General features: G+C 39.0%; 24 protein-coding genes. 9 read left to right on the top strand and 15 right to left on the bottom strand.

Translation table 11 applies throughout. From position 1 onward, the window contains the following. Nucleotides 1-8: 8 nt before the first annotated feature. Nucleotides 9-806 carry a metallophosphoesterase gene (locus QXS89_04450; protein MEM3831425.1) on the bottom strand — a complete coding sequence of 266 codons (798 nt, stop codon included), beginning with the start codon at nucleotides 804-806 and terminating at the stop codon, nucleotides 9-11. 86 nt (nucleotides 807-892) lie between these two features. Continuing rightward, nucleotides 893-1,114, bottom strand: coding sequence for a DUF5622 domain-containing protein (locus QXS89_04445; GenBank protein MEM3831424.1), 222 nt, complete (start codon nucleotides 1,112-1,114; stop codon nucleotides 893-895). A gap of 112 nt (nucleotides 1,115-1,226) precedes the next feature. Between QXS89_04445 and QXS89_04440 the strand changes: the two genes are divergently transcribed. Both QXS89_04440 and QXS89_04435 read left to right on the top strand, forming a co-directional pair. Continuing rightward, the gene (locus tag QXS89_04440) at nucleotides 1,227-1,682 is read left to right on the top strand and encodes an HIT domain-containing protein (protein ID MEM3831423.1); all 456 of its coding nucleotides are present in this window, start codon (nucleotides 1,227-1,229) and stop codon (nucleotides 1,680-1,682) included. Nucleotides 1,683-1,854: 172 nt separating this feature from the next. Beyond that, nucleotides 1,855-2,817 (top strand): amidohydrolase family protein, encoded by a 963-nt coding sequence (locus QXS89_04435; GenBank protein MEM3831422.1) that lies wholly within the window; start codon nucleotides 1,855-1,857, stop codon nucleotides 2,815-2,817. Between the two features lie 39 nt (nucleotides 2,818-2,856). Here QXS89_04435 and QXS89_04430 read toward each other — a convergent pair whose 3' ends face one another. The 3 genes from QXS89_04430 to moaA all read right to left on the bottom strand — a co-directional run bounded on the left by QXS89_04430 (nucleotide 2,857) and on the right by moaA (nucleotide 6,537). Next, nucleotides 2,857-4,092 carry an orc1/cdc6 family replication initiation protein gene (locus tag QXS89_04430; GenBank protein MEM3831421.1) on the bottom strand — a complete coding sequence of 412 codons (1,236 nt, stop codon included), beginning with the start codon at nucleotides 4,090-4,092 and terminating at the stop codon, nucleotides 2,857-2,859. A gap of 163 nt (nucleotides 4,093-4,255) precedes the next feature. Continuing rightward, entirely contained in the window at nucleotides 4,256-5,332 is a 1,077-nt protein-coding gene (locus tag QXS89_04425; protein ID MEM3831420.1) for a M24 family metallopeptidase, read from the bottom strand. A 128-nt stretch (nucleotides 5,333-5,460) separates the two neighbouring features. Then, entirely contained in the window at nucleotides 5,461-6,537 is a 1,077-nt protein-coding gene (gene moaA / locus QXS89_04420) for a GTP 3',8-cyclase MoaA (GenBank protein ID MEM3831419.1), read from the bottom strand. Nucleotides 6,538-6,658: 121 nt separating this feature from the next. Between moaA and QXS89_04415 the strand changes: the two genes are divergently transcribed. Further along, complete coding sequence (locus tag QXS89_04415) at nucleotides 6,659-6,937, top strand: hypothetical protein (protein MEM3831418.1); 279 nt, start codon at nucleotides 6,659-6,661, stop codon at nucleotides 6,935-6,937. On the opposite strand, the gene QXS89_04410 is transcribed toward QXS89_04415, so the two are convergent. From QXS89_04410 to QXS89_04395, 4 genes are all read right to left on the bottom strand, one after another. Beyond that, entirely contained in the window at nucleotides 6,890-7,831 is a 942-nt protein-coding gene (locus QXS89_04410; GenBank protein ID MEM3831417.1) for a hypothetical protein, read from the bottom strand. The genes QXS89_04415 and QXS89_04410 overlap by 48 nt on opposite strands. Nucleotides 7,832-7,945: 114 nt before the next feature. Then, a complete protein-coding gene (locus QXS89_04405) occupies nucleotides 7,946-9,109 on the bottom strand; it encodes a tryptophan--tRNA ligase (protein ID MEM3831416.1) in 1,164 nt (387 codons plus the stop codon). A gap of 67 nt (nucleotides 9,110-9,176) precedes the next feature. Beyond that, the gene (locus tag QXS89_04400) at nucleotides 9,177-9,818 is read right to left on the bottom strand and encodes a DUF2067 family protein (protein ID MEM3831415.1); all 642 of its coding nucleotides are present in this window, start codon (nucleotides 9,816-9,818) and stop codon (nucleotides 9,177-9,179) included. After that, on the bottom strand, nucleotides 9,815-10,408 hold the full coding sequence (locus QXS89_04395) for an exosome complex RNA-binding protein Csl4 (GenBank protein ID MEM3831414.1): 594 nt from the start codon (nucleotides 10,406-10,408) through the stop codon (nucleotides 9,815-9,817). The genes QXS89_04400 and QXS89_04395 overlap by 4 nt, the downstream gene beginning before the upstream one ends. A gap of 145 nt (nucleotides 10,409-10,553) precedes the next feature. On the opposite strand from QXS89_04395, the gene QXS89_04390 reads away from it, so the two are divergent. The 4 genes from QXS89_04390 to hmgA are packed head-to-tail and all read left to right on the top strand — an operon-like array spanning nucleotide 10,554 to nucleotide 14,425. Continuing rightward, nucleotides 10,554-11,600, top strand: a complete 1,047-nt coding sequence (locus QXS89_04390) for a hydroxymethylglutaryl-CoA synthase (GenBank protein MEM3831413.1) — start codon at nucleotides 10,554-10,556, stop codon at nucleotides 11,598-11,600. A 4-nt stretch (nucleotides 11,601-11,604) separates the two neighbouring features. Next, the gene (locus tag QXS89_04385) at nucleotides 11,605-12,753 is read left to right on the top strand and encodes a thiolase family protein (protein ID MEM3831412.1); all 1,149 of its coding nucleotides are present in this window, start codon (nucleotides 11,605-11,607) and stop codon (nucleotides 12,751-12,753) included. Between the two features lies 1 nt (nucleotide 12,754). Beyond that, nucleotides 12,755-13,165, top strand: a complete 411-nt coding sequence (locus QXS89_04380) for a Zn-ribbon domain-containing OB-fold protein (protein MEM3831411.1) — start codon at nucleotides 12,755-12,757, stop codon at nucleotides 13,163-13,165. 24 nt (nucleotides 13,166-13,189) lie between these two features. Further along, a complete protein-coding gene (hmgA, locus tag QXS89_04375) occupies nucleotides 13,190-14,425 on the top strand; it encodes a hydroxymethylglutaryl-CoA reductase (NADPH) (protein ID MEM3831410.1) in 1,236 nt (411 codons plus the stop codon). 70 nt (nucleotides 14,426-14,495) lie between these two features. Here hmgA and QXS89_04370 read toward each other — a convergent pair whose 3' ends face one another. Further along, a complete protein-coding gene (locus tag QXS89_04370) occupies nucleotides 14,496-15,479 on the bottom strand; it encodes a TIGR00269 family protein (protein MEM3831409.1) in 984 nt (327 codons plus the stop codon). A 62-nt stretch (nucleotides 15,480-15,541) separates the two neighbouring features. Here QXS89_04370 and sfsA point away from each other — a divergent pair, with 62 nt between their 5' ends. Then, entirely contained in the window at nucleotides 15,542-16,297 is a 756-nt protein-coding gene (gene sfsA, locus QXS89_04365; protein ID MEM3831408.1) for a DNA/RNA nuclease SfsA, read from the top strand. A gap of 262 nt (nucleotides 16,298-16,559) precedes the next feature. On the opposite strand, the gene QXS89_04360 is transcribed toward sfsA, so the two are convergent. After that, entirely contained in the window at nucleotides 16,560-16,922 is a 363-nt protein-coding gene (locus QXS89_04360; GenBank protein MEM3831407.1) for a GNAT family N-acetyltransferase, read from the bottom strand. A 189-nt stretch (nucleotides 16,923-17,111) separates the two neighbouring features. On the opposite strand from QXS89_04360, the gene QXS89_04355 reads away from it, so the two are divergent. Then, nucleotides 17,112-18,041, top strand: coding sequence for a thiamine-phosphate synthase family protein (locus QXS89_04355; protein ID MEM3831406.1), 930 nt, complete (start codon nucleotides 17,112-17,114; stop codon nucleotides 18,039-18,041). A gap of 37 nt (nucleotides 18,042-18,078) precedes the next feature. Here QXS89_04355 and QXS89_04350 read toward each other — a convergent pair whose 3' ends face one another. The 4 genes from QXS89_04350 to QXS89_04335 all read right to left on the bottom strand — a co-directional run bounded on the left by QXS89_04350 (nucleotide 18,079) and on the right by QXS89_04335 (nucleotide 21,251). After that, a complete protein-coding gene (locus QXS89_04350) occupies nucleotides 18,079-18,495 on the bottom strand; it encodes a universal stress protein (GenBank protein MEM3831405.1) in 417 nt (138 codons plus the stop codon). Then, entirely contained in the window at nucleotides 18,486-19,520 is a 1,035-nt protein-coding gene (locus tag QXS89_04345; GenBank protein ID MEM3831404.1) for a type II glyceraldehyde-3-phosphate dehydrogenase, read from the bottom strand. Before QXS89_04345 ends, QXS89_04350 begins: the two co-directional genes overlap by 10 nt. Beyond that, nucleotides 19,517-20,755: a phosphoglycerate kinase gene (pgk, locus tag QXS89_04340; protein ID MEM3831403.1), complete on the bottom strand. Its 1,239-nt coding sequence runs from the start codon at nucleotides 20,753-20,755 to the stop codon at nucleotides 19,517-19,519. Before pgk ends, QXS89_04345 begins: the two co-directional genes overlap by 4 nt. Before the next feature lie 184 nt (nucleotides 20,756-20,939). Beyond that, on the bottom strand, nucleotides 20,940-21,251 hold the full coding sequence (locus QXS89_04335; protein MEM3831402.1) for a translation initiation factor aIF-1A: 312 nt from the start codon (nucleotides 21,249-21,251) through the stop codon (nucleotides 20,940-20,942). Between the last annotated feature and the right edge of the window lie 234 nt (nucleotides 21,252-21,485).

Here is a 21,485-nt window from a genome sequence, read left to right as displayed (position 1 = left end):
CCTATCTTTTAGATCTCTATGAACTCCATCAAGGTTGCTAGTGTAGGCATCTCGAGAACGGTATCTCCTTTTATAAGCGCGTAAGGCTTTACATGCTGAGTCTGAGCATATCTCCTGGTTATAGGAGAGAGATATTTATCAGGATCAAGGGTTGCAGGAGATCCAAGCTGATAATAACCTGATGCTGGAAGAACAATACCTCTCACCTTAGAATCTTCTCTCAGATTTAGAGGGATCTCAAGAAACACAGGTAGTTTAGCTACTTTACCAAGTCTATCGCGGAGAACTATAGAAGGATGTTCATGCCCATACACCACCACTCTCACCCTGCTAAGATCTGTTTCAGTATCTGCTTTATTCTCGAAAGGATCTTGATGACCGTGTATGAATAGTATATCACCTATGATGATATGATCGCTTATTCTCACATCAAGTTTCTTAAGCACTATAGATATAAAGTTATCATGATTTCCTTTAACAAGATCTATCATATCTACACCGTATTCTCTTAATGTTTTTATGAAGTGCGAGACTTCTTCTCTCTCCTGCTTGCTCAGCCTATCAAATCTATGCTTGAGATCTCCTACTATTAGAATGTTTTTAACATCTAAAAACTCTAGAACTGTTCTGAGATCATTAATTATAGAGGTTAACTGAGCTTTAGGAAGATAGATCCCTTCTTCAGCCATAGCCTCTTCATAGCCTAGATGAAGATCTGCGAGAATAAGCTTTTTATATGATGACATATAGAGGAAAGGATATCCAGGAACTATAGAGATCCCATCTCCTAAATCGTATAATCTCATGGTATTACCTCTCGAACACCTATATAATCACATATGTGTGAAAGTTATAAATATGAGAGTGAGAGCCTAAGAGAATGCTGTCCAGATCATCTTAGAGAAGAAACTGAAGATCTGATCTTTGATAAAATCTCTTCTGGAATATCTGATCCTTCTATGATCCTAGCCTTCCTAGGCTTCTTCTTCACAAACACACCTGTGAAATAATACGCCTCAGGATTCTTAGGATCTCTATTCTTAAGAATTCTTATCTTAGCATATAGATCCTCGCCTATCTTAAGATACCCATACTTACCATGCTTGCTACCCATATCACACCCTATAGAAGCTAGGTAATTAAGGAAATAAGCATTAAAATATCTAAGATGATAGCTGTGTAAGAGATTTAATAGTATACACATTATTATCTTCAGGCTGACAAGATTGAAAGATGAGAACTGTGTATTCTGCAGAATCTTTGAAGGCGTAGAAGAAGGCTGGATAGTGTATGAGGACAAAGACCTAGTCGTGTTTCTAGATAAATACCCTCTAAGCTACGGACATCTCCTGATAGCACCTAGAGATCATTATAAAGATGTAGTGGAAACACCTCCAGATATAGTGGCAAGGATCTTTATAGTAGCAAGAGGGTTTGGACATGCCAGCGTGAGATATCTTGGAGCTACTGGATTTAGAATCATAACAAATAAAGGATCTTCAGCAGGTCAAGTTATATTTCATTTCCATGTTCATGTAATACCTAGATACGGATTTGGAAGCCCAGGATCGATTCAGCCGAGAGAGATTTTGAAAGAAGAAACCGCTAGAAGAATTGTTGAAGCATATAGAAGAGCTTTAGAAGATGAGGATATTAGAAACATGATTATAGGGAGAATCTGATGTTCTCCTGCATCAGAAGATACTCTTAACAACTCTCCCTTCAAATACTATCAAACATATAAAATCGTTTGAAAATCTTAATACTCCTCTCGAGAGGGCTCTTTCCTTCTATATCAGATGTTTTAAAATATTTATTATTTCTAACGATATTAAATAATATAGTTGAGAGCCGATGAATTATATAGATGCACACGTACACCCTCTAACAGATATAGATAAGATCATAGAGAATGCTAGAAGAGCTGGAGTTAGCAAGATAATACTTCTCGCAACAGAGATCCCTGTAAAAGTCGTGGAGAGTCCTAAGGTGAGACATTTTCTAGAGAGAGTATCTTCCGAGTCTTTATTCACAGTAAATCTAGAGATCTATAAGATGTTCGGTACAACAGATCTTCTCGAAGCTTTCAGAAGATTCTATACTCATTTAAGCGAGACTTATGGAGACAAGAGATATCTCTCAGAAGATGTTATAGCGATCTCTAGAGAGTATAGTGGCAACGGCATAGAGATCATACCAATAGGATCTATATATCCAGAGCTAAGACATGAAACACTTGAGAAGAGATTAAGAGATCTTCTGATGATGGGAGTTAGAGGTATAAAACTGCTTCCAACTCTACAACTATTCGATCCTTTAGAGAGCGAGGGTTTTCTGAGAGTTCTAGAATTTGCCGAGAAGAATGATCTTCTGATTATAATTCACACAGGATGCGATCCAGGACCTTTCGAGATACCACTACTCTCTCAATGGGCTTCACCTAGTAGACTTGCAAAGGCTCTAGAAATATTCTCCCCCAAAATAGTTCTTGCACACACAGGATCCTACTGCGCCTATAGATATGGGATATGGTTTAATGAAGCGATTAGGATCATGAGGAAATATGATAATGTTTATGGTGATTCTTCTGCTGTAAACGACTATCTATTCTATACAGAAAGTGTTGTTAGAAAACTAAGGGAGGAAGTTGGATTAGAAAGAATATTATTCGGCTCAGACTATCCAGTGGTTCAGGGTGGTAGCATAGATGATGAGGTTAGAGTAGTTCTTGAAAGTCCTTATCTTAGTAGTAGAGAGAAAGAGATGATTCTGAGAGATAACGCTTCAGAACTTCTGAAAAGCATTAGAAGAACCTGATCTTCTCCGGGTAATATAGTTTTCAAGTAGCAGATGCTTCTACTCGTAGAGCTGTTTTGAGTTATGGGTAGAGCCTCTGAGTTTTTCCTCGAGCTCTTCTAACTCGCCTTCCATGATATCTCTTATCAAGGTATCTCTTCTGAGAACTTCTAATACTGTGAGAGGATTCACAGCAAGTCTAAGAACCCGTGTCTTCCCATACCTACCTCTATTATAGATCCTCGCAGATATTATCCCCAAAACCTCTAGCTCTGATACTATATCGCTCACCCTCCTCTGAGTCACAGGTTCTATACCAAATCTAATTGCTATATCTCTATATAGTGCGTAGAGTTCTCCAGTAGTAGTAGCCTCATCACTAACCTCTGTCTTAAGTATCGCGTAGAGAACAAGCCTGCTGTGGAAGGGAAGTGTTGATATTATCTGAACCACTCTCTCCCTCTCAAGCTCATAGTAAGCTTTATGAACATGTTCTTCCAAAACCTTACTCGAACCTTCTCTCTCAGCTATCTCTCCAGAGATTCTCAGAAGATCTAGTGCTCTTCTAGCATCTCCATGCTCTCTAGCTGCTATGGCAGCACAGATCTTTATAGCTTCTTCAGTGATCGCATTCTCTCTAAAAGCTATTCTAGCTCTCTCCCATAGTATTTCTTCGAGTTGTAGCGCGTTATATGGTGGGAATACTATCTCTTCTTCTCCTAAGCTACTTCTAACTCTTGCATCAAGATTCTCCACGAATCTTATGTTATTCGTTATACCTATGAAGCTAACCTTAGCCCTGTTAAGATCCTCGTTAATTCTTGTAAGCTTGTATAGTATCTCGTCACTCTCATTCCTAGCTATGAAATCTATCTCGTCAACAACAATAATATACACTCTCTCCTCTGAATCCAGAGCATTTCTAACTCTCTTATAAACTTCAGCTGTTGAAAGACCTGTGAATGGAAGTCTAAGTCCTATCTCTTCACCGATTCTTGTGAAGATCCTGTAAGAAGTATTATCTATACGAGAATTCACATATATCCATGAAACAGGCCTGTTAAACTCAATACCCTTCCCACTTAATCTTCTGAGAACATACTTGGTCACAGCAGTCTTGCCAGTACCAGTCACACCGTATATGAAAAGATTGCTAGGTCTCTCACCCTGGAGAGCTACTGAGACTACTGATGCAATGCTTCTAATCTGATCTTCTCTGTGCGGCAGGTGATCCGGTATATAGTCAGGTCTTAGAACCTCTCTATTAATAAAGATCTTTGATGTAAGAACTCTCATAAATATCTTATCCAAATCCTCCAAAAGAAGCACCAGAAAATTATGTTGGCTATCCTACTCTAAATATATAAAACCTCTTAGAATCTCGATCTCAAGAGATTAAAGGTACTACAAGACCAAAGAGATCTACAGAAGATCCCTGTATCAAGTGTTAATCTAATCTTTAGAAGTACTCAAGAATTCTGCTAATCTCTGTCAAGATCCTAGGTCCTCTCGAACTCACAAGAACTAACTCCTCGACTCTAACACCAATCTTATTCCTCATATAAATACCAGGTTCTATAGTCACTATCATACCCTCCTCTATAGAATCGCTAGAAGATAGAGATAGAAGAGGTTTCTCATGAACATCAACACCTACGCCATGACCTGTTGAGTGGATGAAATACTTTGAATATCCTCTCCTCTCAAGCACCTCTCTAGCAGCTTTATCTATGTCTGAGGCTTTAGCACCTGGAGAAATCTTCTCGAGAGCAGCATCTACAGATTCTATCACAGCTTCAAGCACATGCTTGTAATCCTCGGAATTCCTATAGATAATCATTCTAGTCATATCCGAATTATACTCGCGAACCTTAGCACCCGCGTCTACGAGGATATAATCACCTAGAGAAACTACTCGAGAACTAGGCTGGTAGTGTGGTTTTGAAGCATTCTCATTCACAGCTATTATACTTGGGAATGCTTCTCCATCAGCTCCGTATAATCTTATTAGATATGAGAATCTTCCAGCAATCTCTCGCTCAGATCTTCCTATAACTCCTTCCTCAATAATTCTTCTGAGAGCTTTCATGCTTATCTCGCTGGCGGTTTTTATCAAGCTTATCTCTATATTGTTTTTAATAGATCTCAGGCTAGCTATATCTTCTCTTAGATCCACACATTTCCTCAGAAGATCTCTGAGATCAGAGTCTATATCGATATTATCCACTCCACAGGACTTCTCCCCTAGATCTCCTACCTCGCTTTTTATAGCATCTTTAAGTCCTCCATTAAAAACCTTAATATCTTCTGGAAGATCGATCTTATATCTATAGTATCCGAGAACATCATACGAGATCTCTGAACCCAAGCTCTCTCCAAGCATGTCATAAGCTCTCCAGAACTCTAGGATCGGAGTATAGTATCTCACAACAGAATCTCTGAGATCTATGATCAGAGCCGAACCCGCGATCCTAAGTCCTGAAACCCATGCCTGATTAGATTCGTTAAATATGATTATCTTACTCAGACCTTTCAAGAGACCGAATTCTCTAAGTCTTTTCATGTTAAGAGAGAAGGGTAGTTCACTCAGAAAACCACCCTAGAAACTCTTTATAACATGCTTATTATTTAAAGATCTTCAAATTAAGATATTGTCCTCAAGATCTAATAAGAGCTATCATTATATGAGTAGTATCTCTTAGGTATATGAATCCTGATCCTATCTCTCAGATCTCCCGAGATCTTGAATCTCTCCGCCACAAAATCTAGATCTCTATTTAAAGCCCAGAATGCCGAAGGTTCTCTAAACTGATTCGCAAGATATATAAGCTCTATAATCTTGTTGATCTTCTCCTCTCTACTAAGACTTTCATCGAATAACACAGGCTTCAGATCCACATTATCTCGGTTCTTAAGAAGACAGGGCTTAAGAAAACCATCTGCAGTAAGTCTAAGCCTGTTGCATCCTGCACAGAATATAGGATTGCTAACGGGTCTGACAAGTTCTATAGCTCCTCCTTCTCTGAGATAGTACACCGGTCTATTATGAAGATCTCTTCTAATCCTCAGATGTGATATATTCTCTGACAGAAGTTTTTCAACATAATCCATTGATAGGAAATGCTTATTGAAGACTCCAGCACCCATTCCAACGGGATGAAGCTCTATTATCTGTAGAACCATTCTATCATCACCTCTTACAAGCTCTATAAGATCTAGTATCTCACCCTCGTTAACACCTCTGAGAAGAACAGTGTTTATCTTGATCTGCTTGAAACCAGCCTTCTTCGCCGCTTCAAGTCCTTTTAAAACTCTTTCCAGACCATCAACACCCGTGATCATCCTGAAGGTATCTCTCTTTAGAGAATGAATACTTATATTAATCCTGCTAAGACCTTCTTCTCTGAGTCTGAATGCAAGCTCTTCAAGTCTAAAGCCATTAGTTGTCATAGAAAGATCCTCAGCTCTTCCACGAGTCTTGACCTCTCTCACAATATGCAGTATATCCCTCCTCAGAGTAGGTTCTCCACCAGTGATCTTATACCTCCTAACACCAAGTCTTGAAAAAGCCTCAACAACTATTCCAATATCTTCGTAGGATAACTCTACGCTACTCTCCAGAGACTCGCCCTCCATGTGGCAGAAGAAGCAGCTAAAATTACATTTATGAGTCACAGTTATTCTAAGAGATTCAAGAGGTCTTCCAAATCTATCTATGATCATTCTATCTACTCTTTTCAACTATACCGCCCTATACTATTCCTCTTGATCTACATACTACAAGCCTAATATCCTATTAAAAACGTATTCATACGAAGTTTTAATATACTTTAACGCACTAATACCAAAATACTTTGGAAGCATGATGTATAGACCTAGGAGAAATCTCATAGATCTAGTTAAAGATCACATACCAAAAGATCTCTCGAAAAACGAATTAGAAGTCCTAGAATACTTTCTCAGAAATCTATCTGTAGGCGAGATAGTAGCTATTAAAGAGCTTAGACTACTCTATAAAATAGAAGATCCTGAGCAGATTATAGGAAAACTCATCAGACTAGGTCTTATTGAGAGAGGTGAAGGATGTTTTAATCTATCTAAAAATCTGAGAGAAATCCTTAAGAGCAGAAGTCAGTCTTAGACAGTATCTGCAGAGATTCTGATCGCTATCTGATAATGGTGCACTACAGATCCTGCATCTATAGGAGTATAATGAATAGTATCTCTTCATAGATTCAGGGAATGTATACATGTACTCGTAAGATGTGTAGAAGATCTCTTTAAACATAGATATCACAGTATTCTCTCTAAATAAGACTCCTCTCACCTTCTCAGGCATCTGGCTAACATATTCTATGAATGTCTTCTCATAGCAGTTCTCAAGATCTCTATCTCTGAGAGCTAATGATATTAGACTTGACTCGGAGACTCTATCAAGTATGTTTACTATGTGAAGACCTTCTATAGTTCTATCATTATACACCTCAGAAAGTATCTCTCTATTGTAGCCTGTTAAAACTTTTAAAGCTAGATCTACAGAGAATTCTCGAGGTCTTGCTATGAAGATCTTTTCAACATTAAATCCTCTACTTCTAAGAGAAAGTCCTAGTAGCATCTGATGTTTGAGAATACACGCGTAGAAATCAATGGATTCGCCTAGATCTGAGCATATTCTGAGAACCTCTTCAACATAGGTTTTACCTAAGATTATAAGATCTACATCTCCAGCAATACTGCGAAAAATATCTACACAATCTGAATACCATGGGTATAGAAGCACTATAAGTCTATTACCAGCTCTACCTAAGATCCTAGCTAGAATCCTTATCACAAGACCATTCCAAGGAACAGGTTGAAAGAAATCTATGTATGCCGCATAAGAGTTTCTCAGATCTCTAGCATATCTCGATATAACCTCTCTAATCTTACTCTCAACATCTCTATAGAGGCATACCCCGCACATCCTATGTCCTGAGGATCTATCTAGATATATAGCTTTTCTAAAACCACATCTGCTACATAGAATCTGATCCAATAATATCCCCGATCTTTTTTGAGTCAGACCTCACACGGCTCTTCACATTTCCAGACCGAAGTCGCTCATCATCCCATAACATGTTACACAGCCGGGATTATTAAATTAAGCCTACTACTCTAACACCCTCTCCCACATCTCTCTAGCTAGCCTGCCCTCGTATTTGAACACGTGAACTAGTTCTCTAGCTTTCTCCCTCTTCTCTCTATGCTTCTCTAGAAATTCATTTATCCTCTCCACCAGAATCTCCTTCAGTTCACCTGTTAGAAGTCTACCGGATCTATATTCTTCTTCTATTCTTCTTATCTCCCTATCATCATTCTCGAAATACATGTAAAGCCATTGAAATGACACATCTATATCAGGATTACCTCCTAGTTTTCTGTGAAGTTCTATAGTAGGCTGTCCTCCTGAGAATGCGTATCTCATGATCTTATATCTAACAGTCTTAGGATCATCATGAAGATATATAGCTGTCTCGGGTTTAGAAGAACTCATCTTACCTTCGAAACCTGTGAGTGGAGGAAGGAATTTAGAGTGTATTGCAGCTGCTTTATAGTACCCCATTCTCTCCGCTAGATCTCTCTGGATTCTCCAGTAAGGATCCTGATCTATTGCAGCAGGTATCAGACATCTTCTCTTCTCAAAGAATGTTGGCACTATCTGTAGTGCAGGGTAGAATAGAAGTCCTACATTGGTACTTGTATCAAAACCGAATACCGATCTCGCCAGGTTAAAGTTTATCTTCTTAGCTATCTTGAGAGCCATTGGATACATGTTTCTGATATACTCCGTGTCTTGGAAGATAAAAGTCCTCTCAGGATCAAACCCTACCGCTATTATGTCAAGAATATTCTCATAAGCCCATCTCCTAACGTCATTAAGCTCCATACTCTCCTCATGAAGAAACTTCTCGTCATCTGTTATCATTATATACACATTAACTCTGAAGATCTTCTGAAGCCATTGCGTCATTATAAATGGTATTAGATGCCCTATATGCATAGGACCTGAAGGACCTCTCCCTGTGTATAGAAAGAAGCCTTTACCACTCTCGATATCATCAAGAACTTTATCGAAGTCTCTGTGAGAGAAGAAAACACCTCTTCTGAGAAATAGGTGGAGCTCCTCATTAGATACCTTCTTCAGCCTTTCTATTAGATCTTCTGTGATAGGCTGTGTACCAAAGATCTCTATAAGCCTCCTATAATCTACTCTACCTTTAACCTCCCAAGGTGTTACCTTGAACTCCTCTACTCTCTCCCCCTCATCAGCCACAAAAATACATCAACCCATAGAATGTGAGATAGAAGAGCTTAAATATCTTTAAATGAGCTGTGTCATGCTATGCTGACTCTAGATTATGTAGATCTTCTGTATGCTCTTCTTGAAATTCCTCACATGATATATTCATTGCTTTCATCATGTATTCCTTGAGATCATGAGATCCCACATGATACACACCTCCCACATCTCTGAGTAGACCTTCTCTTATGAGAGCTCTAACACATGTATCAGGATCCGATCTATGGTAGGCGCATGCAAAAATCACAAGCTCCTTAGCTTGAGATGTTAGATCTCTTCTCTTCAGATTCTTTATACACATACTAACCAGCACTCCCACCTCTATCAGAATCTCGTGGGGAGCGTCTGTGATAATTCTATCTTTACCATGCTCAGCCTTGTAACCCTGGATCCTTAATATCTCACAGAGAATCGATGGTATTATAGGTCCTTCTACAGCTTTCTGAATTCTTCTCAGCTCTATCTCTCTCAATGCTCCAGAACGAGATCGAGATCTAAGTTCAGAGTATATCTTTCTAATTTCTTCAATCTCTCTCTCAGGATTTATTATATCATCTGAGAATATGATTCTCATCACTCCTCCTGAGACCTCTACAGAGCTGAATTCGATACCCTCCTCACTCATTCTATCTATAAGTTCTTCACATAGATTCTCGCATTTGATCACAAAACTCTTCTTCATAGCATCTCCTTCTTCAGTTCAGACAGCTTATATAGATAACTTCCAATAGGTTTTCTAATCTCACTATAACCACATCGAGGGCATTCTAGCTTCTCCCTGAATCTTCCCATGAAAGAACCGCATCTAGGACATAGAGATACTACTATGCTGGTTTTCTGACTTCTCAATGAAAGAAAATAAGGTTGGTTCTTCGAGATAATCTTAGCGTAGATCACATCGCCTACTCTTATGAGATCTTCAATGAATCTAGTTTTAATCTCGCTAGGTATCTGAGACACGTGAAGAATTCCTGTAAGATTATTCCTGATAGGATTCACTAAACTGAATCCAAGTATTCTGCTCATTGCTATCTCTCCTCTAGTTGATGTTACTATAGCATATACAAAGGATCCCTGGGTGATCCTTTTAATCTCTTTAGAAGGTTTCACATATGCTATCCTACTCTTCATGTCTATGATCAGACTACCTACAATGCTAGATATGAGATAACCATCTCTCTCATATATATTCTCGCCCGGCATGAATTCTTCTATCACACCTATCACACTTCCAGGAGCTACGAGATCTTTTCTGATAATATTTTCCTCCAATTAATACACTCAAGATAAAGATTACATGTGAAATTATAATAATTCTCTTCCTATAGATCTTTATACAATTGTATAAGTTAATTTACATAGATGGCTAAAATTTAAATACGTTGTAAGATAGTATATTCGGTGATATTATACGACGATCAAATCAGGGATTACAGGCTGGGGAGCTTACATACCTCCATATAGAGTGAAAGCAAGTGACATAGCCTCGTTATGGGGTATAGATCCTTACACGCCGAAGGCTATATGGATTGAAGAGAAAGCCGTAGGAGGATTGGATGAGGATACAATCACTATAGGATGGAGAGCTTCTAAATACGCTATACAGAGAGCCGGGATCAGCCCTAGCGATATAGGAGCAGTATTCGTAGGAACAGAATCTAAACCATATTCCGTCAAGCCATCAGCAACAGTAATAGGAGACGCGCTAGGGATCCCAGCATCAAAACTCGCCTCGGATCTCGAATTCGCGTGTAGAGCTGCATCAGAAGCTATTAGAATCAGTATGTCCCTAGTAAACACAGGAGTTGCGAGATACACTCTAGTTATAGGCGCCGACACAGCTCAAGCTTCTCCAGGTGATGTTCTCGAGCTCACAGCTAGCAGTGGTGGTGTTGCTCTCATCATAGGAGGTGTTGAAGATGCTGCAGCAGTTATAGAAGATGCGTATTCTTATATTACAGACACTCCTGATTTCTGGAGAAGATCTCTTGCTCCCTATCCTGAGCATGGTGAAGCTTTCACTGGCGAGCCAGCCTACTTCGATCATATTATAAACGCTGTTAAAGGCTTGTTCTCTAAAGGTTATAAGCCTGCAGATTTTGACTACGCAGTATTCCATCAGCCTAATGGTAAGTTTCCTCTTCAGGTAGGAGCTAAGCTAGGATTCCAGAAAGAGAAGATCCTTCCAGGTCTGGTCACACCATATATAGGAAATACATATAATGGATCTGCTTTAATGGGTCTGGCTAAGGTTCTTGAGGAGGCTAAGCCCGGATCTAGAATTCTTCTAGCACCATTCGGCAGTGGCGCAGGTGCTGATGCCTATGCTATAGTAGTGACAGAGAAAGCTGTTGAGAAAAGAGATAAAGCTCCTAAGGTTTCCGACATGATCTCGAGGAAGATCTATATAGACTATGGTAGGTATGCTAAGATGAGAGAAAAGATCTTGAAATACGAGAGGTGATCAGATGAAAAGCTTCATAGCAGCCTCAGGAGTTATAAAGATCGATAGATATTATGAGAAGAATCTCAAGACATTAGCTAGAGAAGCTCTTGAATCTATTGAGAAAAGCTATGCAGAAGATCTGGTTCCGGATACTCTCATCATATCTTCAATGACCCCGGAACTTGTAGATTATCAGAGTTCTATAGCTGATCTAATAGCAGATCATCTTGGACTCAGAAAGATCAGAGTCTACAGAGTTGAAGCAGGAGAAGCTTCAGGTCTTGCAGCAGTGCAACTAGCATACTCTCTCACAACTTCTAAAGCTAGTAAAAGAGTTCTCGTCATAGGAGTTGACAAAGGATCTGAAATGTCTGTGTCTAGAATGGCTGGTGTCTATGGTTCTATAAAGGATTCAGAGTATATGCAGCTTCAAGGAATCACACCACTAGCTGAAGCTGCTATACTTGCTAAGCTTTATATGAAGAAGTATAACTACTCTTATGAGGATCTATTTATATGGCCTTATACAATGCATCAAAACTCGCTCGAGACATCGCATGCACAGCTTAGATTCAGGATTTCTCCTGATAGCTACAAGGATTCGCCAGTACTAGCCGAGCCTTTGAGATTGCTAGATTCATATCCTCTGGGAGACGGTGCTGCAGCTTTATACATAGTTTCCGAGGATGCTATAGAGAGATCTTCTGATGCCATAGTTTCTATAGAAGGTTTTGGAGGTTCTGTAGATTCTAAAGACATCGCATCAAGAGAAGATCCTCTCTTATTTAGATCTGTTAGAGAAAGCTGGGAGGAAGCTCTATCAATGGCTGGAATTGAGAGAAGAAAGATCAAATATATAGAGATACATGACAACTACACTCCAAACGCCTTCATAATATTAGAATCCATGGGATTAGCTGAGAGAGGTGAAGCTCCTGAGAGATTAGAAAACTCATCAATTGAAGGAGTACACGTCAATCTAAGTGGAGGTCTTAAAGCTAGAGGGAATCCATGGGGTGCTACCGGGATATATCAGATCCATGAGGTCTTCCAAGCACTACTAGGATCTTTTAAGAGCTCTATTCTAGGAGAGATAGAATATGGAGCGGTGCATAATATGAATGGAACAGGAGATTCAAGTTATGTCATTATATTGAAGAGGGTGAGATAAGATGCTCAGGAGATCTCCTGCTAAGATCTGGAGAAGTAGAGATATCCTCTACAGACTTAAGTATGCCACGTGCAAGTCTTGCGGGAAGGCTTTCTATCCTCCACGAGCTAGATGCGTGTATTGCGGATCTCAGGATGTGGAGTATAGATATTCTAGTGGTAGAGGTGTTGTTAAAGAGTACACGATACTATATCAAACTCCCTCAGGATTTGGAGATCTTTCTCCTCTGATCATAGGCTTAGTAGAGTTGGAAGAAGGGTTCAGCATGCTAGCTCAGATAGTTGATGTAGAACCAGATAAGATAACTCCTGGAATGCGTGTTGAAGCAGTTCTAAGAAGACTTGTAGTAGACGGATCTACAGGATTGATCTATTATGGTATAAAATTCGCACCTGCAGAGGGTATGAGATAAGCTATGTCTAATGAGAATATTGATATAGAAAAGATCTCTAATGAGATTCATGAAAAACTTGAGAAAGGAGAGATTAGATTCAGCGAAATCGATGATATTGTTAGAAGCAAGAATCTAGGAACTCTAATCAGGAGGAGATATATTGAGAAGAAGTATGGAGTATCTCTTCCAAGCATAGGACATAACATCCTAGATTTCGAAGAGATCATAGGAAGAAATATTGAGAATGCTATTGGAGCAGTTCAAATACCTCTAGGAGTTGCAGGACCTCTCAAGATCAATGGTGAGAATGCTATTGGAGAATACTATATACCTATGGCAACAACTGAGGGAGCTCTTGTAGCTAGTGTATCGAGAGGAGCTAAGGCTATAACCTTAAGCGGTGGTGCTCATTCTATTGTTCTAAGAGATGGAATGACCAGAGCTCCTCTCTTTAAGCTTCCTAGCGCGAGTAAAGCTAGAGAATTCATAGCTTGGGTTAGAGAGAATTTTAACGAGATTAAGAAGATTGCTGAAAGCACTACAAAACATGGGAAACTTCAATCTATAGAACCTTTCATTATCGGGAATAATGTGTGGCTTAGATTCAGATTTACAACGGGAGATGCTATGGGTATGAATATGGTCACTATAGCAACTGATGTAGCTTGTAGATTTATAGAACAGAGTTTTCCGGAAGCAGATCTGATTGCTCTCAGTGGTAATATGTGTACTGATAAGAAGCCTACATACATAAACACTCTCCTGGGTAGGGGTAAGACTGTTATCTCAGAAGCTGTTATAAGATCTGATGTGGTTGAAAAGATTCTCAAGACAGATGTCAGATCAATGATAGAGGTAAATCTGAGGAAGAACATGCTAGGAACCTCTCTAGCAGGAGGGATCGGGCAGAACGCTCATGCAGCTAATATTATAGCAGCAGTATTCATAGCCACAGGACAAGATGTGGCTCAGGTTGTTGAGAGCAGCATAACATATACATGGATGGAGGAGAGAGAAAACGGAGATCTATATGTCTCAGTAACGCTTCCAAGTCTGGAGGTGGGAACCGTGGGAGGAGGAACATGGCTTCCTACTCAGAGAGAGGCTCTAAGCATTCTAGGAGTAGCAGGTCCTGGAAATCCTCCGGGTTCTAATGCAGTGAAATTTGCCGAGATAATAGCTGCAGCAGTACTAGCTGGAGAAGTGAATCTGATTGCAGCAATAGCAGCAGGACACCTAGCTAGAGCTCATGAAAAGCTTGGTAGAAAGAAGAGTTAGAAGATCTGCTTCAAAAGTTTTCAATAACACTCTATCGGATCATCTTAGTTCTAGTAAAACTTTATCTGATCTATTTCTTCACAAGAATTGAAGTAGTTGAAATACTTCTCTTATTCTCGAGAAAACCTGATCTTATTAGAAGCTCGCAGGATTTACAGATACTCCTTCCAGGATTAGTAGGTTCTCCACATATCTTGCACGTGTCAAGTCTAATATGAGACTCCATAACTCTTCTAGTGTAGAGTTCATCGAATTCTTCCAGCATTTTAAGAAGTATGCCAGGTTTCTCTTCTTCGAGTTTATATAAGATCTCTCTGATTCTAGCTCTTAATGAAGGCATGTGAGATATATACGGGCATTCAATCTCCTGAGGCTTGTATCCTCTGATGAAAGCGTATAATGCTGTTTCATACTCATAGATCTTTCTCAAGGGTTTCACTCTCGGTATGAAGAGATCTGAGGGATTTCTCCTCATAGGATGAATAGATACTATTCTGATCTCATCACCTCTGAGAATATTAATGATGAGAGTCTGAACCTCGTCATCGAGATTATGAGCTGTGGCTACCTTATCATATCCTAGTTCTCTGGCTACGGTATTAATTCCTCTTCTTCTATAGAGTCCGCAGAAGGTGCATGGAGATATTTTCAAACCTTTCTCTCTAGATCCTATTACAAGCTCATCCACGGTATATCCTGCTAGATCTTTAACTCTTACAATATTCAGCTCAACTCCTCTCTCTCTAGCTAAGATCTTTAATCTCTCTAGATCTTCTTCTCTATTATATCCTTTTATACCTTCAATAATCGTGACTCCTCCCAACTTCGAGGGATCATGATTTCTAGATAGAATATCTAGAAGGACAAAACTATCTTTACCTCCTGAGAGAGCTAGCAAAACTCTGTCTCTCTCAGAGATCATGTTATACTTCTTAATCTCTTTCACAACTCTAAATTCTATATCTCTTAGAAAGCATTCTCTACAGAGCTTCAAACCACTATGTCTCTGAAGTATCGATGCCTCACGAGTTCTACATATATCGCATAATACCATTAAAAGCTCATCTATCTACTTTATACAGTCTCTGAGCTATATAATCTTTTTAGGAGAACACCTTGAAAGAAGATCTTTTGATAATGAAGATCGAGAGTCTAATAGATGGAGTTATAATCAGGAGAGTGAATAGATTCATAGTAGAAATCAGTAGAAATAGAGAGAGTATTCTCGCACACAATACTAATACAGGAAGACTTCTCGACTTCATAAGACCTGGCAGAAGAGCTCTACTTAAGATGATTAATGGTGAGAAAATCAAGTACAGACTTATAGCTATAGAAGATCTGGAAGGTTCATTTAGTATAGTAGATACCCTCACCCAAGGAATAGTATTTGAAGAACTTGTGAGAAGAGGATTCATATATTATTTAAGAGGGTGTAGGATCTCTAGGAGGAATCCTAGAGCTATAGATAGTGTTTTAGACTACCAGATAGAGTGTGACAATAATACGATCTATGTAGAGACTAAAAGCGCTGTTTTTAGAGGTCCTGAAGGTGAGGCTATGTACCCTGATGCTCCTACTAAGAGAGGTGAGAGACATGTGAAAACTCTAATAGAGCTTAAGGATAAAGGATTTGACACAGCTCTTATTTTTATAGCTGCTATGAAAAACGTAAAATGTTTCAAACCTTTCGAAGAAGTAGATCCTCTTCTAAGCAATCTAATATATCAGGCTTTGAAGAAGAATGTTCTAGTGAAAAGCCTCTCAATATATATGAGAGAAGATGGATCTATATATCTCGAGAACCCAGATATACCTCTATGCACGAATTGGATCGAGAGTATGAGAAGAAGAGAATTTGAAGAAATCTAGATATGTGATCTTCTGCAAAGACTACAAAAACCTACAACTCTCTCCAACACCTGCTAATAGCCTCTCCCCATCTCTCCCTTTTTATAGAGGTAAATACCTCTATACGCTAATAGATCCTCATCTGAAGATCTTTTCAAGACCTACCCAAGGAAAACTGATTCTCTGACTCTGCACAAGATCGCGAGAGCTTTCAAAATCTTTCTACGATGCTATTCTCAGACGGCAAGAGTGGATCACGAGATTCTCTACGGCTACGGATAGATTATTCCTTCTCTTTCTCAGCTTTTAATCTCTCCTCATAATATCTCTTAAAATCATCTTCACTATAGCTTTTATAGGGTTCTGCAAGAATACCTCTGACATCTTTATACTTCATGAAATAATATACTGAGTAAGAGCATATAGGTATTATCTCTAATCCTTTCTCTCTAGCGATCTCAATAGCTTTATCAACTAGCTTCTTAGCAACACCTTTCCCTCTATGTTGAGGAGGTGTATAGGTTGACTCAAGGATCATTTTACCATTATCTATTTTATAAGTTAGATAGGCTTTTGAACCATCTGAAAACTTTACATATATAACTTCTGAGGTGTATCTAACCTCCAGATTTTCTTCGCTAGACATCTTAGATGAAGCCTCCATCAGATTATAACTCTCTCTCCTGCTTATAAATTTAATATAATTCTTCGATATAATTGTTTTAAATCAACTAAACAAATAGTAAAACATACTTTCTATATAAAAGAAAAATATCTGATCTATAGGCAGAAAATATATTTATTATATGCTACCACTAAGAATTACAGGAGGATCATGATAATACCTCAAACCATAGTTAGCAGGGTTATCGAGACACCTGTCAAAGCTATTCTAGCAAGAAAACTCTCTGAGAAGGGTTTTTCTCAGCCTAGGATTGCCAGGATTCTAGGAGTCTCTCAACCTACTGTAAATATGTATCTCAGAGATCCTGAGTATTCTGAGGAGAGTATTCTTAGAAGAATCAGTAAAATAGGTATTGATGAGAGAGAGATAGTAAGTCTAGTAGATGAGGTTCTAGAGCTTATAATCTCCGGAGATATTATAGGAGGGCTTAGAAGGATCACCTTGTATGGAAACAGTCTTCTAGCAGATCTAAAGCTGTGTAAATATCATAGAAGAATAGATCCTGAGATTCCCGAGAGCTGTAACATATGTTCAGAAATGTTCAGACCTCACGAAGATCTTGAGATGATATTCGAGTTAGAGAGATTCATACAGATCATATCAAGATTCCATGGTATTCATAATCTCATACCCGAGGTAGGTATGAACATAGCGTATGCGAGAAGAGATGCAAGAGATCTTAATGATATAATAGCTTATCCAGGTAGAATTATAAAGGTTAATGAAGCTATAATAGCTGTAGGAAAACCTAGCTGGGGTGCTAGCAGGCATTTAGGAAGTATCCTACTAAAGATCCGTGTTGAAAGACCTGAACTTAGAGCTCTTGCATCTGTAAGAGTTCATGAATGTCTTGATCGATGGATGAAGAACAGTGATATATCGCTTGAGATCTCTGATGATAGAGATAATATTAGGGAGAGTGATATCATAGAGAGAGTATCTAGAGCTTTCACGAGCAGCAGTAAGATATATATAGTAGAAGACCCTGGAGGGAGAGGTTTCGAACCCATAGTATATATAGCAGGTGAAAATCCTCTTAGAATAGCCTTGATTCTAGAGAAGATTCTTAAAACATGTTAATAGTTAGCATATATCTCCTAGAGATGCTACTTCTCAGCTATCTTACTATAACTATGTTAGCAGGAGCATTGATCACTATACTTAGAGCAACACTTCCCAGATTCAGATCCTCATTAATACTCTTACCTCTAGCTCCTAGAACTACAGCATCATAACCTCCTTCGATCAGTGTTTTAAGAATCTCGGTAGAAACACTACTGGTATTAGGATCATACTTTTTATGTATAAAAGATATCTGAACTCTTCTCTCTGAAGCTCTTTTGATGACCTCGCCTCTGATTCCTAGATCCTCTTCACCTTCTCTAGATACATATATAACATCAATCTTAGAACCGTATCTCAACGCGAAGTCTAGAGCTAGTTCTAAAGCTTTATAACTATTCTCACTACCATCTACAGGAACCAGTACTCTTCTAAACATGAAGCTTATTTCATATCTCTTCTCTACAGCCATCTTCCCCTCATCACCCCCAAGTTTTTATCTGTTTTCTCAATACTCTTCATGGGATCTCTCTCTAGCTCTGCTACAGCTCTTACTCCATCAATATTCTCAGGTATAACAATAGCTTCTTGATGTACTGCTTGAACCAGCATAAGCTCTCTACCTCCACCATCAATATGTATAGTATCTTCCCACACTATATTCTCATAAACATCATATCTGCTTCTCCCAAGATCTCTTGAGAACTCCACTATCTCAGCAGTCGATCTTATATCAGAATTTCTGGAGCTTACCAAGAGAATCCGAGGTGTTTCAAGAATCGCTCTCAGCACATCTTCTCTTGATACAGGTGTCTTAAACCTGATCAGGAGGGTGTGGAGATGCATTAGAGTTGTTGGAGATGCTACAGCAATGGTTACAATATCTAGATCTCCGATCACGCTTTTCACATCATATGCATGATGACTCGGGATAGAAGGAGGATCTAGTACGAGACTATTTAAAGGACCTCTCTCTATCTCCTTAGGATCAGATCCTCTTCTCATGATCACAGCTCTCACACTCTCAATACTACCTATCTGTGAGAGACTCCATATAATTCTCACGAGAGCTGTCGTATTACAGCTGACAACTCTTATAAATCTCCTGCCAAGAGCCTTAGTATAGCTAGCAAGAGCGTTGAAACTAGTCTCAGCTACTGAAGCTTTCTCACCACCTTGAAAGATGGCTTTGATGTTATGCTTTTGATAGAGTTCTTTATTTCTAGCTCCAACACCGCCTGGTGATGCGTCTATGGCTATATCTATGTTATCTAGAAGATCTTCGAGAAAACCTTTGAACTTTATTCCTCTCTCATTGAAATCCTTCTCCCTCTCTCTAGGTATATAGAGATCATAACCTCTTCTCAGAGCTATATAGCTTTCATAGTTTGGTCTTGTTTTAAATACTCCTACTAGTCTCATGTCATCTTGTCTGGCTATGGCGTCTGCAACTCTCTTGCCGATTGTTCCAAAACCCACTACTCCAACCCTGATCATTTTGATTCACTCTCCCAGAACTTCTTATATGAGATCTCCAGCGCACTTATAGCTGGAAGATCTGATCCTGATAGAAATTCCAGAAGAGCTCCTCCACCACTTGATACATGAATTCTACCGGAAGATTCCTCTGATATCTCTCCTGCAAACATGTTCAAATGCCCTCCGCCGATTATAACGTATGCATTACTACTGACAGCTGCTTCAACAAGTTTTCTAGTTCCCACAGCAAATCTAGGATCCTCTACATATCCTGCAGGACCTCTCATAACTATCAGATTAGCTTCTCTCATGATAGATATATACATGTCCACAGTTTCATCACCTATGTCAAGCGGAGATCCCGAGATCATGTATGAAGGCTCGTTCGCGATCTCACCATTATCACGAAGAACTCTATAATCTATAGGAGTCTCTATAGGAGCTCCTTGCATCAGCATTCTCCTGGCTCTTGGTATGAGTGATAGAAGACCTCTGCTCTCTAGGAATTTAGTAAGCTTAGAACTTGTTCTAATACCTTTAGCAACTTGAAATACCAATCCCAGCAGTCCTGAGGTGAGTATTCTATCAGCTATTCTTCTTCTAGTTATATTCTCTACTACTCTGAGAGAATCAAGAATCTTAGCACCTCCGAGAACAAAAACTCTAGGAGGCTGAGTCTCCTCACTAATCCTAGAGATAGCTCTGATCTCTCTCATCATAATAGGACCTGCACATGATCTAACCACGGGTGGGAAGCCTACTATGCTTGGCTGAGATCTATGAGCTGTTGCAAATGCATCATTAACATAGTAATCTATCAGAGGAGAGAGCTTTCTAACTAGATATGTTCTAGCTTGAACCTCTGGAGGTGCTTCAATAAGCTCTTCTGAAAGGAATCTAATATTATCAAGCATTATAACCTCTCCAGGCTTTAGATCTCTTATCTCTCTAAGAGCTGTCGGACCGATCACATCTTCAATAAATCTAACACTAACACCACTATACCTTGAGAGAAGCTCTGCATGTTGAGAAAGATCTGTGAAATCCTTATCTCCAGGTCTGCCTTGATGAGATATGATCACGAGACCTGCACCTCTCTTTGATAACTCTCTAACAGTCTCAGAGTGAAATTTGATCCTTGAGTCATCTAGAATCTTTTTCGTCTCAGGATCTATAGGTGAATTAAGATCAACTCTCACTAGAAGTTTTCTACCTCCAATATCTAGGTTATTCACATCTACTACATACCTCATTAAACCACCTAATAATCTTTAATACCAAGTCTTAAAAATATACCCAATATAATATGTATATCATATTATACTTGAGTAAACCTATAATACCTGTTATTATATTATTTTAACGATTTTTCAAAAGCTTTTACATAGTTAAATTCAGAGTGATGAAAAGAAAGTAATGCATACAGACAATATAATCTTAGGATACTAGATCAACTATTTCCTTCGATATATAACCCATCTCAATAAGCTTCTTCTTCTCATCTTTCTCATATCTATATATGACGTCAGCTTTATTCTTCTGATAATCCCAAGGAGCTGCTAGAACAAGATCTCCTGGGGCTATCCAGATCTTTCTCCTAAACTTACCCGGTATTCTACCCATCTTTTCACTACCATCAGCACACACCATCTTAATCCAGTCAGCTCCTACAATCTCGGATACAACGCATATTATCTGACCCTCCGAAGGTAGGAGAAGCTCTCTAGATTTCTCTTCTTTTTTACTCACTCAACCAACCCTATTATCTAAAAGCTTCAAAGCTAATAATGATATGATGCTTACAATCACTGGAAAATACTTCTCTCGAGATATTATCGGTTGAAACTCTACACAAGATATTCTACCCATACATCATCAACATGTCCAAGATTTGGGATGCGGAGAGCAGAGATGAGGCAATGAAATTAATTTACATAAAACTATATCAGAGTTGAACCCCTATGCCAGCAGTTTCGGTTGGAT

It is taken from the genome of Sulfolobales archaeon (assembly GCA_038881635.1).
Lineage (GTDB): Archaea > Thermoproteota > Thermoprotei_A > Sulfolobales > AG1 > WYEN01.
This window is presented reverse-complemented; position numbering and strand designations above follow the sequence as displayed.

Excerpts from the sequence above, each read along its gene's own strand:
- QXS89_04355 (MEM3831406.1), top strand. The coding sequence starts at position 17,112 with ATGATAATACCTCAAACCATAGTTAGCAGGGTTATCGAGACACCTGTC.
- QXS89_04430 (MEM3831421.1), bottom strand. The coding sequence starts at position 4,092 with ATGAGAGTTCTTACATCAAAGATCTTTATTAATAGAGAGGTTCTAAGA.
- QXS89_04385 (MEM3831412.1), top strand. The coding sequence starts at position 11,605 with ATGAAAAGCTTCATAGCAGCCTCAGGAGTTATAAAGATCGATAGATAT.
- QXS89_04450 (MEM3831425.1), bottom strand. The coding sequence starts at position 806 with ATGAGATTATACGATTTAGGAGATGGGATCTCTATAGTTCCTGGATAT.
- pgk (MEM3831403.1), bottom strand. The coding sequence starts at position 20,755 with ATGAGGTATGTAGTAGATGTGAATAACCTAGATATTGGAGGTAGAAAA.
- QXS89_04380 (MEM3831411.1), top strand. The coding sequence starts at position 12,755 with ATGCTCAGGAGATCTCCTGCTAAGATCTGGAGAAGTAGAGATATCCTC.
- QXS89_04370 (MEM3831409.1), bottom strand. The coding sequence starts at position 15,479 with ATGGTATTATGCGATATATGTAGAACTCGTGAGGCATCGATACTTCAG.
- QXS89_04445 (MEM3831424.1), bottom strand. The coding sequence starts at position 1,114 with ATGGGTAGCAAGCATGGTAAGTATGGGTATCTTAAGATAGGCGAGGAT.
- QXS89_04400 (MEM3831415.1), bottom strand. The coding sequence starts at position 9,818 with ATGAAGAAGAGTTTTGTGATCAAATGCGAGAATCTATGTGAAGAACTT.
- QXS89_04435 (MEM3831422.1), top strand. The coding sequence starts at position 1,855 with ATGAATTATATAGATGCACACGTACACCCTCTAACAGATATAGATAAG.
- QXS89_04345 (MEM3831404.1), bottom strand. The coding sequence starts at position 19,520 with ATGATCAGGGTTGGAGTAGTGGGTTTTGGAACAATCGGCAAGAGAGTT.
- QXS89_04415 (MEM3831418.1), top strand. The coding sequence starts at position 6,659 with ATGATGTATAGACCTAGGAGAAATCTCATAGATCTAGTTAAAGATCAC.
- QXS89_04360 (MEM3831407.1), bottom strand. The coding sequence starts at position 16,922 with ATGTCTAGCGAAGAAAATCTGGAGGTTAGATACACCTCAGAAGTTATA.
- QXS89_04350 (MEM3831405.1), bottom strand. The coding sequence starts at position 18,495 with ATGGCTGTAGAGAAGAGATATGAAATAAGCTTCATGTTTAGAAGAGTA.